The 14,529-nt window shown below is 74.1% G+C and carries 12 protein-coding genes; 6 read left to right on the forward strand and 6 right to left on the reverse strand.

Going from position 1 to position 14,529, the window contains the following annotated elements:
- Positions 1–49: 49 nt before the first annotated feature.
- The 5 genes from rpsO (at position 50) to B5Y66_RS19230 (ending at position 5,511) form a co-directional block, all read left to right on the forward strand.
- Positions 50–319: a 30S ribosomal protein S15 gene (gene rpsO, locus B5Y66_RS19210; protein ID WP_079576205.1), complete on the forward strand. Its 270-nt coding sequence runs from the start codon at positions 50–52 to the stop codon at positions 317–319.
- 289 nt (positions 320–608) lie between these two features.
- On the forward strand, positions 609–2,843 hold the full coding sequence (locus tag B5Y66_RS19215; protein WP_079576206.1) for a polyribonucleotide nucleotidyltransferase: 2,235 nt from the start codon (positions 609–611) through the stop codon (positions 2,841–2,843).
- A 7-nt stretch (positions 2,844–2,850) separates the two neighbouring features.
- Positions 2,851–4,179, forward strand: a complete 1,329-nt coding sequence (locus tag B5Y66_RS19220) for a M16 family metallopeptidase (RefSeq protein WP_079576207.1) — start codon at positions 2,851–2,853, stop codon at positions 4,177–4,179.
- Between the two features lie 91 nt (positions 4,180–4,270).
- Positions 4,271–5,038 carry a 4-hydroxy-tetrahydrodipicolinate reductase gene (dapB, locus tag B5Y66_RS19225; RefSeq protein ID WP_079576349.1) on the forward strand — a complete coding sequence of 256 codons (768 nt, stop codon included), beginning with the start codon at positions 4,271–4,273 and terminating at the stop codon, positions 5,036–5,038.
- Positions 5,035–5,511 (forward strand): tetratricopeptide repeat protein, encoded by a 477-nt coding sequence (locus tag B5Y66_RS19230; protein ID WP_079576208.1) that lies wholly within the window; start codon positions 5,035–5,037, stop codon positions 5,509–5,511. The genes dapB and B5Y66_RS19230 overlap by 4 nt, the downstream gene beginning before the upstream one ends.
- Here B5Y66_RS19230 and B5Y66_RS19235 read toward each other — a convergent pair.
- The 4 genes from B5Y66_RS19235 to B5Y66_RS19250 form a co-directional block, all read right to left on the reverse strand.
- A complete protein-coding gene (locus B5Y66_RS19235) occupies positions 5,489–6,052 on the reverse strand; it encodes a hypothetical protein (protein WP_176168929.1) in 564 nt (187 codons plus the stop codon). The genes B5Y66_RS19230 and B5Y66_RS19235 overlap by 23 nt on opposite strands.
- Positions 6,053–6,155: 103 nt before the next feature.
- A complete protein-coding gene (locus B5Y66_RS19240; protein ID WP_079576209.1) occupies positions 6,156–7,334 on the reverse strand; it encodes an MFS transporter in 1,179 nt (392 codons plus the stop codon).
- Positions 7,335–7,386: 52 nt separating this feature from the next.
- Complete coding sequence (locus B5Y66_RS19245) at positions 7,387–9,273, reverse strand: glycoside hydrolase family 3 protein (protein ID WP_079576210.1); 1,887 nt, start codon at positions 9,271–9,273, stop codon at positions 7,387–7,389.
- Entirely contained in the window at positions 9,273–10,583 is a 1,311-nt protein-coding gene (locus B5Y66_RS19250; protein ID WP_079576211.1) for an MFS transporter, read from the reverse strand. The genes B5Y66_RS19245 and B5Y66_RS19250 overlap by 1 nt, the downstream gene beginning before the upstream one ends.
- Before the next feature lie 178 nt (positions 10,584–10,761).
- Here B5Y66_RS19250 and B5Y66_RS19255 point away from each other — a divergent pair, with 178 nt between their 5' ends.
- A complete protein-coding gene (locus tag B5Y66_RS19255) occupies positions 10,762–11,403 on the forward strand; it encodes a TetR/AcrR family transcriptional regulator (protein WP_245807221.1) in 642 nt (213 codons plus the stop codon).
- Between the two features lie 84 nt (positions 11,404–11,487).
- Here the strand turns inward: B5Y66_RS19255 and B5Y66_RS19260 are convergent, their stop codons facing one another.
- Together B5Y66_RS19260 and B5Y66_RS19265 are read right to left on the reverse strand one after the other, a co-directional pair.
- Entirely contained in the window at positions 11,488–13,800 is a 2,313-nt protein-coding gene (locus tag B5Y66_RS19260; protein ID WP_079576212.1) for an aryl-beta-d-glycosidase, read from the reverse strand.
- A gap of 119 nt (positions 13,801–13,919) precedes the next feature.
- Positions 13,920–14,429, reverse strand: a complete 510-nt coding sequence (locus B5Y66_RS19265; protein WP_079576213.1) for a GNAT family N-acetyltransferase — start codon at positions 14,427–14,429, stop codon at positions 13,920–13,922.
- Between the last annotated feature and the right edge of the window lie 100 nt (positions 14,430–14,529).

The following is a 14,529-nucleotide window of genomic DNA, read 5'->3' on the forward strand; positions in this document are numbered from 1 at the left end:
CCCGGTGAACGAGTCCCGGAGCACCGCGCAACGACACCGAAGGAGAGCCATGCCGCTCGACGCTGCCACCAAGCAGTCCATCATCACCGAGTACGCCACTCACGAGGGTGACACCGGTTCGCCGGAGGTGCAGATCGCGCTGCTCACCCAGCGCATCAACGACCTGAACGAGCACCTCAAGGCGCACAAGCACGACCACCACTCGCGTCGTGGCCTGCTTCTCCTCGTCGGCCAGCGCCGCCGCCTGCAGGGCTACCTGCAGAAGGTCGACATCGAGCGCTACCGCGCGCTGATCCAGCGCCTCGGCCTGCGCCGCTGACTCCGCCCGCCAGCCCGGTCACCCTCGCGGGGGCCGGGCTGGTCTGGTGTGATGTCCCTGTCGGCACGACGCCGCCCCCCGGCGCCGGCAGACCCGACAGACCCGACAGACACTGACCGCACGACGACGGGTGACCGCCCGTCGGACCACCATCGCGCCGCCGGATCCTCGTCCGGTCCTCGGTAGTGGCCCCCCGAACCGTCCGGCCCGCGGGCCGGGCCCGGCTCCGTGGGCCTCGATCGAAGACCGCCGAGCCGCGGCGGCGCCCTCGAGATCAAGGAGGGCACCCGTGGAGGGTCCCGAGATCCAGTTCGCCGAGGCCGTCATCGACAACGGCCGCTTCGGCACCCGCACCGTCCGCTTCGAGACGGGCCGCCTGGCCCGCCAGGCCGCCGGCTCCGTCGCCGCGTACCTGGACGGCGAGACGATGCTGCTGTCGGCCACGACGGCCGGCAAGCACCCCAAGGAGCAGTTCGACTTCTTCCCCCTGACGGTGGACGTCGAGGAGCGCATGTACGCCGCGGGCCGCATCCCCGGCTCGTTCTTCCGCCGCGAGGGCCGCCCCTCGACCGAGGCGATCCTGGCTTGCCGCCTCATCGACCGCCCGCTGCGCCCGCTGTTCGTCAAGGGCCTGCGCAACGAGGTCCAGGTCGTCATCGACGTCCTGGCCATCCACCCGGACGACGCCTACGACGTGCTGGCGATCAACGCCGCGTCGGCGTCCACGCAGATCTCCGGCCTGCCGTTCTCCGGCCCGGTCGCGGGTGTGCGCGTCGCGCTCATCGACGGCCAGTGGGTCGCGTTCCCGAAGTACTCGGACCTCGAGCGCGCCGTGTTCAACATGGTCGTGGCCGGCCGCGTCGTCGGCGACGACGTCGCGATCGCGATGATCGAGGCCGAGGCGACCGACGACGCCTGGAAGCTCATCAAGACCGAGGGTGTCGCCGCGCCGACCGAGGAGGTCGTCGCCCAGGGCATCGAGGCGTCCAAGCCGTTCCTCAAGGCGCTGTGCGAGGCGCAGGCCTCGCTCGCCGCCCAGGCGGCCAAGGAGGTCAAGGAGTACCCGGTCTTCCTCGACTACCAGGACGACGCGTTCGCCGCCGTCGAGGCCGAGGTCGCCCCGACCCTGCGCGACGCGCTCGCGATCGCGGACAAGCAGGACCGCGAGAACCGCCTGGACGAGCTCAAGACGGGCCTGCTCGGCGCGCTCGGCGAGCGCTTCGAGGGTCGCGAGAAGGAGCTGTCGGCCGCGTACCGCGCGCTGCAGAAGAAGCTCATCCGCCAGCGGGTGCTCACCGACGGCGTGCGCATCGACGGTCGTGGGCTTGCGGACATCCGCACCCTGTCGGCCGAGGTCGAGGTCATCCCGCGCGTGCACGGCTCCGCCCTGTTCGAGCGCGGCGAGACCCAGATCCTGGGCGTCACCACGCTGAACATGCTGCGCATGGAGCAGCAGATCGACTCGCTCGGGCCGGTCACGCGCAAGCGCTACATGCACAACTACAACTTCCCGCCGTTCTCCACGGGCGAGACGGGCCGCGTCGGCAGCCCGAAGCGCCGCGAGATCGGTCACGGCGCGCTGGCCGAGCGGGCGCTCGTGCCCGTGCTGCCCAGCCGCGAGGACTTCCCCTACGCGATCCGCCAGGTCTCGGAGGCGCTGGGCTCGAACGGCTCGACGTCGATGGGCTCGGTCTGTGCCTCGACGCTGTCGCTGCTCAACGCGGGCGTCCCGCTGAGGGCGCCGGTCGCGGGCATCGCCATGGGCCTCATCTCCGACACGGTCGACGGTGAGACCCGCTACGCCGCCCTCACCGACATCCTGGGCGCGGAGGACGCGTTCGGCGACATGGACTTCAAGGTCGCCGGTACCAGCGAGTTCGTCACGGCCATCCAGCTCGACACCAAGCTCGACGGCATCCCCGCGTCGGTCCTGGCCGGCGCGCTGACCCAGGCCCGCGACGCGCGCCTGACCATCCTCGAGGTGCTCGCCGAGGCGATCGACGTGCCCGACGAGATGTCCCCGAACGCCCCGCGCGTCATCTCCGTGAAGGTGCCGGTCGACAAGATCGGCGAGGTCATCGGGCCCAAGGGCAAGATGATCAACCAGATCCAGGAGGAGACGGGCGCGGACATCTCCATCGAGGACGACGGCACCGTCTACATCGGCGCCACCGACGGCCCCTCGGCCGAGGCCGCCCGCGCGGCGATCAACGCGATCGCCAACCCGCACGTCCCCGAGGTGGGCGAGCGCTTCGTCGGCACCGTCGTCAAGACGACGTCGTTCGGCGCGTTCATCTCCCTCTCGCCGGGCAAGGACGGTCTGCTGCACATCAGCCAGATCCGCAAGCTCGTGGGCGGCAAGCGCGTCGAGAACGTCGACGACGTGCTGTCCGTGGGCCAGAAGGTCCAGGTCGAGATCGGTGAGATCGACCCGCGCGGCAAGCTCTCCCTGGTCGCGGTGACCGAGGACGAGAAGGCCGACGAGTCCGCCGAGCCCGCCGCCGACGCACCCGCGGAGGCCTGACGCTCCGATGACCTGGCACCTCCCGCTCGTCCCCGCGGGCGAGCCCGGTGCCGACCTGACCGCCGGGCAGGACGGTGCGACCATCCGTCGCACCGTCCTGCCCGGCGGTGTTCGTGTGCTCACCGAGTCGATGCCGGGCCTGCGCTCGGCGACGGTGGGCGCCTGGGTCGGCGTGGGTTCGCGCGACGAGACCGACGGGCACTTCGGCTCGACCCACTTCCTCGAGCACCTGCTGTTCAAGGGCACGCCCCGGCGCTCGGCGATGGACATCGCCGAGGCGTTCGACGCCGTCGGCGGCGAGGCGAACGCCGCCACCGGCAAGGAGCACACCTGCTACTACGCGCGCGTGCTCGACGCCGACCTGCCGATGGCGGTCGACGTGATCGCCGACATGGTCACCTCGGCGCGCCTCGACGAGGGCGAGCTCGAGACCGAGCGCGGCGTCATCCTCGAAGAGCTCGCGATGAACGACGACGACCCGGGCGACGTCGTGCACGAGGAGTTCTCGGCTGCCGTGCTGGGGACGCACCCGCTCGGCCGACCGATCGGCGGCACCCCGGACACGATCCGCGCCGTGCCCCGCGACGCCGTGTGGGAGCACTACCGCTGGCACTACCGGCCCGAGACCCTCGTGGTCTCCGCCGCTGGTGGTGTCGACCACGACGCGCTCGTCGGGCAGGTCGCGGACGTGCTCGGGACCGGTGGCTGGGACCTGGGCGCGGGCGCGACCCCGCGCGACCGGCGCCCCACCGCGGCGGAGACGTCGGGCGTGCCCGACGACGGCGTGGAGCTCACGGTGCGCCGCCAGGTGGAGCAGGCGAACGTCATCGTCGGGTCCACGGGCCTCGCGGCCACCGACGACCGCCGCTTCACGCTGTCCGTGCTCAACGCCGTCCTGGGCGGCGGGATGTCGTCGCGCCTGTTCCAGGAGGTGCGCGAGCGCCGCGGCCTGGCCTACACCACCTACTCGTTCGCCTCCGGTCACGGCGGGCTCGGGACCTTCGGGCTGTACGCGGGCTGCTCGCCCGCCAAGGTCGACCAGGTCACCGAGCTCCTGGTCGTCGAGCTGGAGCGCATGGCGGCCGAGAACATCACCGACGCCGAGCTGTCCCGCAGCATCGGCCAGCTCTCGGGCGGGCTCGTCCTGGGCCTCGAGGACTCCGGGTCGCGGATGAGCCGGCTGGGCAAGGCCGAGCTCGTGTACGGCGAGCTGCTGAGCCTCGAGGAGTCGCTGGAGCGGGTCCGCGCCGTGACGGCCGACGACGTGCGCGAGCTCGCCGCCGACCTGGCGTCGCGGCCGCGGTCCGTCGTCCGCGTCGGCCCGTTCGGCGACTGACGCCGGTCCGTGGGTCGAGCCTGTCGAGACCACGGACCGGGTCTCGACAGGCTCGACCGACGACATGAAGAACGAGATCGGAGACTCATCCATGACCGAGACCATCAAGGTGGCCGTGCTCGGCGCGGCCGGGCGGATGGGCGCCACGGTGTGCCGGGCCGTCGACGACGCGGACGGCCTCGAGCTGGTCGCCCGGCTCGACGCGGGCGACACGGTGGACGCGAGCAGCCTGGCCGGCGCCGACGTCGCGGTCGACTTCACCGTCCCGGCGGCCACGGAGGCCAACGTGCACGCGGCGCTGGACGCCGGCGCGCACGTCGTCGTCGGCACCACCGGCTGGGACGACGCCTCGCGCGGGCGCGTCACCGAGCACCTCGAGCGCGTCAACGCGGGACGCGAGGACGGGCTCGGCGTGCTCATCGCCCCGAACTTCGGCCTGTCCGCCGTGCTCGCGATGACGTTCGCCGCAAAGGCGGCGCGGTACTTCGAGTCGGCCGAGGTGATCGAGCTGCACCACCCCGACAAGGTGGACGCCCCGTCGGGCACCGCCCGGCACACCGCTGCGGCGATCGCCCGCGCGCGTGCCGAGGCCGGCCTGCAGGCGATGCCCGATGCGACCGAGTCGGGCGTCGAGGCGCGCGGGGCCGACGTCGACGGCGTGCGCGTGCACGCCGTGCGGCTGCGCGGGCTGGTGGCGCACGAGGAGATCCTCTTCGGGAACGTGGGCGAGCAGCTGGTGATCCGGCAGGACTCGTTCGACCGGGCGTCGTTCATGCCTGGCGTCCTGCTGGCCGTGCGCGAGGTCGTCTCGCGCCCCGGGCTGACGGTGGGCCTCGAGAACGTGCTGGACCTGTCGTGAGCGAGGCGCCGCGCCGGCGGCTGCCGCGCGGCCTCGCGGGGGCGGCCGCCGTCACCGCGCTGCTCGCGTTGTACGTCTGGCAGATCGCCGGGCGCGGCGTCTCGATGATCCGTACGGGCGAGCCGGTGCTGATCGCCATCGGCGTCGCCGTGCTGGTCATCCCGCTGCTCGTGATCGTCCTCATCGTCCGCGAGTACCGGCTCGCGGCCAGGGTGCAGCAGATGGCCGACACCCTGGCCGCCACGGGGGAGCTGCCCGTGGACGACCTGCCGCGCTCGCCCGGCGGGCGGATCGACCGGGCCGCGGCCGACGAGGCCTTCGAGGAGCGCCGCGCCGCGGCGGAGCAGGCCCCGAACGACTGGAGGTCCTGGTACCACCTGGCGTTCGCCTACGACGCGGCGGGCGACCGTCGCCGGGCGCGCGAGACGCTGCGCAAGGCGTCGTCGATGTTCACGCCGGGCGCGACGTCCTGACCCTGCCGCCGCTCGGCGGTCCCGCCGCGACGGCGGCGGGACCCAGCGGCGTGAGGCGCGTCCAGCAGTAGAGGGCGTGCCGGACCTGGCCCGCGCGGCCGGCGAGCTCGCCGAGCGCGACGAACGCGGGCGCGAGCCGGTCGGGGGCGGCGGCCGTGCCCGTCGTCGCCCAGTCGCGGGCGACGGCGGCCAGCCGCTCGGGCGCCGCGGCGGCCAGCGCGCTCGCGAGCTCGTCCGAGACGGTCACCACCCAGGGTCCCTCGTCGGCCCCGTCCACGAGGGCACCGTGGCGGGGGTGCGCCGTGACCTCGGCGTAGGGGCGCGCGCAGAGCGCCTCCGCGAGACGGCCGAGCATGACGAAGGGCTCCACGGCGGGGAGCCGCACCGTGTCGAAGAGGGGGCGGCCGGAGCCGCGGGCCAGCACGGACGGCCCGGCCTCCTGGTGGACGACCGTCGCGGCGACGGCGTCCGTGGGCGCCGCGAAGTAGTCGGTCACGAGCGGTGCGGCCAGATCGTCGCGCGATGCCCCCGGAAGGTCCATGGGAACCACGGTCGCACCGGGGTGCTACGGGCACGTCACGGCGTCGTGACGCCGCGGGAACGACTCGTGCGAGCGGCGTCCCTGCTACGGCCTGGCGAGCGTGCTAGGACGCGTCGCGGGGGAACGCCTGGCGCGCGACCAGCACGACGACGAGCGAGACGGCGACGATCGCGGCGCCGGTCAGCGCCAGCGCCTGCGCGCCGGGTCCGGCGACCACCGCCGCGCCGACGGCCGCGCCGAGCCCGATCCCGAAGTTCGACGTCGCGTTGACGAACGCTCCGGCCACGTCCGGGGTGGCCCCCTGGGTGCGCAGCGCCGCGGCCTGGAACGTGGCGGGGATGGCGCCGAACGCCGCCAGCCACACGCCCGCAGCCAGGAACACGCCGACCGTGCCCGGCAGCGCGAGGGCGACCCCGACCAGAGCCACGGCGATCGCGGCCATCGCGACGAGGGTGAGGGCGCGCGGGCTGCGGTCGAGGTAGCGGGCGGCGCCCCACAGGCCGACCAGCCCCAGCGCCCCGAACACCAGCAGCACGGGGCCGACGGCCGTCTCGGACAGCCCGGCGGCCAGCAGCAGCACCGAGATGTAGGTGTAGACGGTGTACTGCCCGCCGAAGAGCACCGTGTTGGTGCCGACCACGAGCCCGAGGCGGGCTCGGCCCTGCCGGGCGGCCGCGGCGTCGCGCGGAGCGGCCGCCTCCACCGCGAGCGAGGGGAGCAGCCGCGCCACGAGCAGCGCGGTCACCGCGCACACGGCGGCGAGCACGCCGAACGACCAGCGCCAGCCCACGGCGGCGCCCAGCGAGGTGGACAGCGGCACGCCGAGCACGAAGCCGAGCGTGCCGCCCGCGGTCACCAGGGTGAGGGCCCGCCCCGTGTACAGGGGGCTCACGAGCCGCGCCGCGTACGCGATCGACACGGAGAAGAAGACCGCGTGGCCGAGCCCGCCCAGCACCCGGGCCCCCGCCACGACCGCGTACGACGGCGCGACGGCGACCAGCAGGTTGCTGGCCGCGTACGTGGCCAGCGTGGCGAGCAGCAGCGGCTTGCGGGCCACGGACCGGGTGGCGATCGTCAACGGCACCGCGAAGGCCGCCACGACGAACGCGTAGACGGTGACCAGCAGGCCCGCGGTCGACTCCGAGACTCCGACGCCGCGGGCGACCTGCGGCAGCAGCCCCACCGGCAGCACCTCGGTGGTGATCGCGACGAAGTTCGCGACGCCGAGGACGGCGATCCCCGCCGCGGCGTCCCGGACGGTGCGGGTGGGGGGATGGGTCACCGCCTCATCCTCGCACCGGCGCCGTCCGGGCCGCCCCGTCGCCCACGACCGTTCAGAGGGCGATGCCGTGGCCGAACCTGAACAGCGGGGCGGCAGTGTCGAACGGGACGTCCTCGCGGGACGCCTCCACGGCGGCCGTCGACCGCGGCAGGTCGAACGGCAGCCTGCCCTCGGGCGGCACGGAGCCGGTGAGCGCGTCGAGCAGCGCCGGCGTGGAGGCGCCGAAGTTCACGACCAGCGAACCGCGCTCGCCCAGCGCCTCGAGCACCGGGGCGAGGATCGCCGGCCGGTCGAGGTAGACGTCGACCACGGTCGGCACCTGCGCCGCGACCTCCGCCACGTGCGCGACGACGTCCGCCGGGAAGTCGAGCGAGCCGGCGTGGAAGAAGCCCTCGAAGCCGGGGCCACGCTCCTCGTACGGCGCCTTGAGACGCAGCAGCGCGACGTCGGCCTCGGCGGGAGAGGCGACGACGGTGGTGCCCGCCGGGCCGGAGGCGCCGTCGTCGATGTCCCCCGCGCCCTCGACGTAGACCCGCGTGCCGGCGGCCAGGGGGAGGCGCGCCGCGCCGGCGGCGGCCGCGGCGAGGAGCGTCACGGACCGGGACTGGGCCCGGCGCCCGGCCGCGACGAGCTCGGCCTGCCCGACGACCGACTCCGCGGTGTCGGCGTCGACGTAGCGGGCGTCGTCGAACAGGCCGAGCTCGAACTTCTCGGCCAGCAGGCGGGCGACGGACTCGTCGACCCGGGCCTCGGTGACGCGCCCCGCGCGCACCAGCTCCACCACGAGCTCGGGGCACGCCTCACCGCCGAGCTGGTCGGCTCCGGCCGCGAGGATCTTCTCCAGGCGGTCGGCCGGCGCGAGGTGCTCGACGCCCCAGGCGCGGGCCGGGAACGGCTGTCCCAGGATCTCGGCGTCCGACACCAGGCCCCAGTCGGTGCACACGATCCCGTCGAAGCCGAGCTCCCCTCGCAGCAGGCGGGTGAGGATCTGCCGGTTGAACCCGAAGCCGACCTGCTCCACCTGCTCGGGGCCGTCGCCGAGGTCGGTCTCGAGCCCCACGGGCATGCCGTAGTACGGCATCATCTGCCGGGTGCCGGCGGCCAGCAGCGCCTTGAACGGCTCCAGGTGCTCGGCGAAGCGGCCGCCCGGGTACACCTGCTCGCGGCCGTAGGCGAAGTGGGGGTCCTCCCCGTCGGCCTGTGGTCCGCCGCCCGGGAAATGCTTGGTCATGGTCGACACGGAGCGCTCGCCGAACGTGCCGGGCAGCCCTGCCTCGCGGGCGACGTCGCCCGTGGCCTGGAAGCCGCGCACGTACGCGGCGCCCATCCGGCCGGTGAGCTCCGCGTCCTCGCCGAAGGTGCCGTTGGCGCGCGCCCAGCGCGGCTCGGTCGCCAGGTCGACCTGCGGGTGCAGCGCGGTGCGGATGCCGACCGCGAGGTACTCGCGCCGCGCGGCGTCGGCGTGCTCCTCGACCAGGCGCTCGTCGCGCGTAGCGGCGAGGCCGAGCGTCTCCGGCCACTGCGAGAACGGTCCCGACAGCAGGGCGGTGCCGGGGTTGTCGGTGAACGCGTGCCGCGGGTCGGTGGACACCGTGACCGGGATGCCGAGCCGGGTGGACGCCGCGAGCTCCTGCAACCGGTTGTGCCAGAGCGCGAGCTCCCGGGCGGTGGGCGGTGCCGTGAGGACGTTGACGTGCGTCATCTGCCGCTTCACGACCAGGTCGGTGGTGGCGGGCACGCCCATCGCGGACGGGCCCTCGGACAGCGCGCCGCCGTCGCCCACCTCGATCATGGTCTGGAAGAGCTGGCCGGCCTTCTCCTCGAGGGTCATGCGTCCGAGCAGGTCGGCGACGCGCTCGGCGACGGGGCGCGACGCGTCCCGGTACGGGGCGTCGACGGGCACAGGGGGCGCGTCGGTCGGGGTGGTCGCGTGGCTCATCAGCGGGCTCCTCGGATGAACAGGGTGGCCACGGCGCCGAGGGCGACGACGACCGCGGAGACGGCGAACAGCGCGGTGTAGTTGTTGCCGCCGGCGCCGACGGCGAGGAACACCGGGGCGAGGGCCGGGGCCACGGACTGCGGCAGGGCGTTGGCGATGTTGAACACGCCCATGTTCTTGGCCGCCTCGGTCTCCGCGTTCGGCAGCACGTCGGTGACGAGCGCGAGGTCGACGGCGAAGTAGGCGCCGAGTCCGGCGCCGAACAGCAACGCACCGAGGTAGAGCATCCCCGGGCCCTGGACGAGGGCGAACGTCAGCAGGCCGGCGCCGGCGAGCAGGGTGGCGACGACGACGAAGATCTTGCGGCGCCCCGTGCGGTCGGACAGCACGCCGCCGATGAGGGACGCGACGACCATGACCGCGGCCTGCACGACCATGAGCCGCAGCTGCCAGCTCAGCGCGGTGGCGTCGTCGAAGCCGAACCGGTCGATGAGGAAGTACAGCTGGTAGGTGTTGTAGAGCGCGAAGCCGAACAGCATGAGGAAGCGGCCCAGGAAGGTCCACGCGAAGTCGGGGTGCCGGCGGGGCGAGACCCAGAAGCCCTTGAGGAAGGCGCCGAGGTGGAACGGGGCGACGTCGGCGGGGTCGAGCCGGCGGTCCTTGAGGACGGCGACGAGGGCGAGCACGCCGACGACGGCGAGCAACGTGGGGACCACGAAGATCCAGATCTCGTTCGCGCCCGCGGCGGTGAACCCGAAGGCGAGCGCGATGCCGACCAGGGGCGCGAGCTGCTGGGCCATGCCGAGAAGGCTGGAGACGCGGGCGCGCTGGGACTCGGCGACCTGGTCGGGCAGCAGCGCCTGGAGCGCGGCCTGGGTGCCGTTCATCGCGGCCTGCGTGACGGCCCACCCGATCACGACGACCCAGATCGACGGGGCGAACGCGATGAGCAGCAGGCCCACGGCGCCGAGGAGCACGCCCCACAGCAGCCAGGGCCGCCGCATGCCGAGCCGGGAGGTGGTGCGGTCGGACAGGGCGCCCGCGACCGGGTTGGCCACGAACGCGAAGAACGCGCCGACGCCGGTCACGACCGCGAGGTTGGCGGCTCGCGTCTCCGGGGTGGACAGGGCGTCGACCTTGAGCGCCAGCGTGCTGACCACGGGCGTGAGCACCGCGATGTACAGCGCGAAGAACGCGAGGACGTAGGCGACGACCGTCCCCGTGCCGGCGGGCGCCCGGCCGGCGTCGGGCGGGTGGTGCGGGGACGCGGGGGACCGGTCGGCCGTTGCGAGGGCCTGAACGTCTGCCATGACGACTCCTGATTCTCTGCCGGGACCACCGTCGGACCCGTGCGGCGACCAATGCTTACCAGCCGGTCGGAAATGAAGGTTACCGCATGGTAGGTATTGGAGCCAAGGGGCCTGCTGAGCGGCGCGCGGGTGAGCCGTCCCGTCGGACGAAGGGGAGGAACGAGGGGAGAATGGCGGCGTGAGCGACGCGACGATCGAGGACGAGGCCCCGCCCCGGCGGGGGTATGCCAAGGGGCGGGCCAAGCGCGAGGAGATCCTGCAGGCGGCGATCGTCACGTTCGCCGAGGTCGGCTATCACGGCGCGTCGTTGCGCGAGATCGCGGCGCGCGTCGGTATCTCGCACCCCGGGCTGCTGCACCACTTCCCGACGAAGGCGGCGCTGCTCGAGGCGGTGCTGGAGCACCGGGACGCCGTCGACTTCGCCGACGTCGACACCGACCTCGCGCAGGGGCGCTCGCTGTTCGAGGCGATCGTGCGGCTCGTGGAGCGCAACGCGCTGCGGCGGCCCGTCGTCGAGGTCTTCGCGGGCCTCGCGGCTGAGGCGACGTCGGTCGAGCACCCGGCGCACGACTTCTTCGCGGCCCGGTACCGGGACACGGTGTCCCGCATGCGCACCGAGCTGGCGCGGCTCGACGGCGCCGGTCGGCTCCGGCCGGGGGTCGATGCCGCCGTGGCAGCGCGCACGCTCGTCGCGCTCATGGACGGCCTGCAGGTCCAGTGGCTCTACTCGCTCGAGCTCCCGCGAGCCGACCGCGTCGACATGGCCGCGGACCTCCGGGCGTACCTCGGCCTGATCCTCGTGGACCCCGACGCCGGCTGAGCCTGGTGTCCCCGCCCGCCGGTCGAGCCCGTCGAGACCCGGATCGACCGGGTCCCGGCCGGCTCGACCGGTCGGACAACGAGGTCAGCCGTTCGCGGCCTCGACGAGCTCGGCCAGGGCGCTCCGGTCGAAGCCGGCCAGGCCGAAGTCGGCGATGACCGCGAGCGGCATGTCGGTGGCCATGGCCAGCATGCCCGGGTCGATCGGGGCGCCGTCGAGGGCGCTGCGGACGACCGGCCCCGCGACCGGGTGCTCCAGCGCCTCGCCGAGCGTCGACAGCTCGTGCAGGGGCAGGGTGACGTCCTCGCCGGTGACGTCGACGGTCAGCTCGGCGCGCAGGTCGCGGGACGACGCGCCGACGGCGACGCGGAACTCGCCGCCCTCGAGCACCCAGCGGCGCAGCACGGGGTGCCAGTACGACAGGTCGCGGGCATCGAGGTCCACCGTGACGACCTGCGACGCGCCGGGCTCGAGGTGCACCTTGGCGAACGCCTTGAGCTCGCGCTCCGGCCGCTGCACCTGGGCCTGCGGGTCGCCGACGTACACCTGGACGACCTCGGCGCCCGCCACGGCACCGGTGTTCGTCACGCGCACTGCGACGTGCACCCGGGCGTCGGCCCCCGCTCCGGAGACCTCGGCCGTGGCGTCGTCGTACGCGAAGGTGGTGTACGACAGCCCGTGCCCGAACGGGTACGCGACGTCGACCCGGCGCGCGTCGTACCAGCGGTAGCCCACCAGCACGCCCTCGCCGTAGCGGACGTGCCCGAGCTCGCCGGGGAAGTTCCCGTAGGCCGGGGTGTCCTCGAGGCGCAGCGGCAGCGTCTCGGTGAGCTTGCCCGACGGCGTGACGACGCCCGTGAGGACGTCGGCGACGGCGGAGCCGCCGGCCTGGCCGCCGAGCCAGCCGGTGAGCAGCGCGGGCGCCGCGTCCTGCCACGCCGACACGGAGATCGCGGAGCCGCCGGCGAGCACCACGACGAGGCGCGGGTTCACCGCCGCGAGGGCGTGCAGCAGGGCGACCTGGTCGGCCGGCAGGTCGAGGTGCTCGCGGTCGTAGCCCTCCGACTCGTACGCCGCGGGCAGCCCGAGGAACACCAGCACGGTCCCGGCGCCGCGCGCGGTCTCGACGGCCTCGGCCGCCAGGGCCTCGGCGGGGCGGTCGTCGGCCGGGCCCTCGGCGAGGCCGTAGCCGGGGGCGAAGGGGACATCGGTGCCGGCGGCCGCGCGCAGCGCGGTGAGCGCGTCGTCGAGCCGGGTCGGGTTGACCTGCGACGACCCGGCCCCCTGGTAGCGCGGCGTGCGGGCGAGCTCGCCGATCACGACGACGTCGGCCGTGTCGGCCAGGGGCAGCAGCGGCGCGCCGTCGAGGGGGGCGTTCTTCAGCAGGACGGTGCCCGCGGCGGCGGCCTCGCGGGCCAGCGCGTGGTGGGCATCGACGTCGAACGTGCCCGGGGCGCCCAGCGCCGGGAGGGACCGCGCCACGAGGTGCAGCACGCGCCGGGCGGCGGCGTCGACCACCGCGTCGTCGAGCGCGCCGGCGCGGACCGCGGCGACGACCTCGGCGTCCGTGCGGCCGCCGGAGGACGGCATCTCGAGGTCCAGCCCCGCCGCCACGCCGGCGACGCGGTCGCGCACCGCGCCCCAGTCGGAGACGACGAGGCCCTCGAAGCCCCACTCGTCGCGCAGCACGGTGGTCAGGAGCCAGTCGTGCTGCGAGGCGTAGACCCCGTTGATCTTGTTGTACGCGCACATCACGGTCCAGGGCTGCGCCTTCGTGACGACGCGCTCGAAGGCCGGCAGGTAGATCTCCCGCAGCGTGCGCTCGTCGACGTCGGCCGACACGCGCATCCGGTCCGCCTCCTGGTTGTTCGCGGCGAAGTGCTTGAGCGACGTGCCGACACCGAGGGACTGGATGCCCTCGACGAGCGCCGTGGCCAGCTCGCCGGCGACCACCGGATCCTCGGAGAAGTACTCGAAGTTGCGCCCGCACAACGGCGACCGCTTGATGTTCACGCCCGGGCCGAGCAGGACGGCCACGTCGTTCGCGCGGGTCTCGCGCCCCAGGGCCGCGCCGACCCGGCGCAGCAGGTCGGTGTCCCAGCTGGACCCGAGCGCGGCGGCCGTGGGGAAGCAGGTGGCGGGCACGCTGTTGCCGATCCCCAGGTGGTCGGCGCTCTCGGCCTGCTTGCGCAGGCCGTGCGGCCCGTCGGTGACCATGACCGAGGGGACGACGGTCTCGCCGTCGCGCTCGACCGGCTGGGTGTGCCAGAAGTCGAGGCCGGAGAGCAGGGAGGCCTTCTCCTCGAGGGTGAGCGAGGCGAGCACCCGTTCGACGTCGAACGGCTGCTCGGGGGTGCTGTCCGCGACGGCGGCGGGCAGGGTCTGGTCGAGGGTCACGGGGCGCTCCAGGGGTCGGCGACGGTGCAACCCGAGCAGCGTAGCAAGAAACCTACCGTGCGGTAGGGAAAATCGCCGCGAACGACGGCGGGCGGGCGCCCTCGGCCGGCGTGCGCCCGTCAGATGGCGGCAGACCAGCGCCGCTCGACGACGTCGCGCACGCCCGTCGCGAGCGTGCGCGACGTGCCGTCCGGGCCGAGGCCCGACGAGGAGAGGAACCGCTCGCGCGCCGCGTCGTCGTCGAGCACCCACGTGACGACCTGCTCGGCGCCGTCCGTGCGGAGCCGGTCGACCGCGGCGGACAGCAGCCGGGAACCGTGACCGCCGCGCTGGTGCCGCGGCTCGACCTCGAGCGCCACCAGTTGGCCCGGGCCCACCGCGGCGAAGCCGACCACCTCGGCGCCGTCGAGCGCGACGAGCACGGCGAAGCCAGGGCCCGGCGGGGTGCTGATCGCGCGGGACCAGCGCTCACGCATCGCGGCGGTGTCGAGGGCGTCGACGACGCCGTCGCCGAGCGCCACCTCGTGGGTCGCCCGCCAGGCGGACACCTGGACGCGGGTGACGGCGTCCTCGTCACCGGGGACCGCCGGGCGTACCGAGACGTCTGCGGTCTCGCGGAAGAGTGCCATCGGGCCACCCTAGTGACGATCGGGAGGACCCCGGGACCTCGTCGTGACGCGGTTCGCCTCGCGGGGCGCGCGGAGCTCGCGGAGGAGTCCGTCCGCACCC

Origin of the sequence: Krasilnikoviella flava, from assembly GCF_900167525.1 — a bacterium.
Taxonomy (GTDB): Bacteria; Actinomycetota; Actinomycetes; order Actinomycetales; family Cellulomonadaceae; genus Isoptericola; species Isoptericola flavus.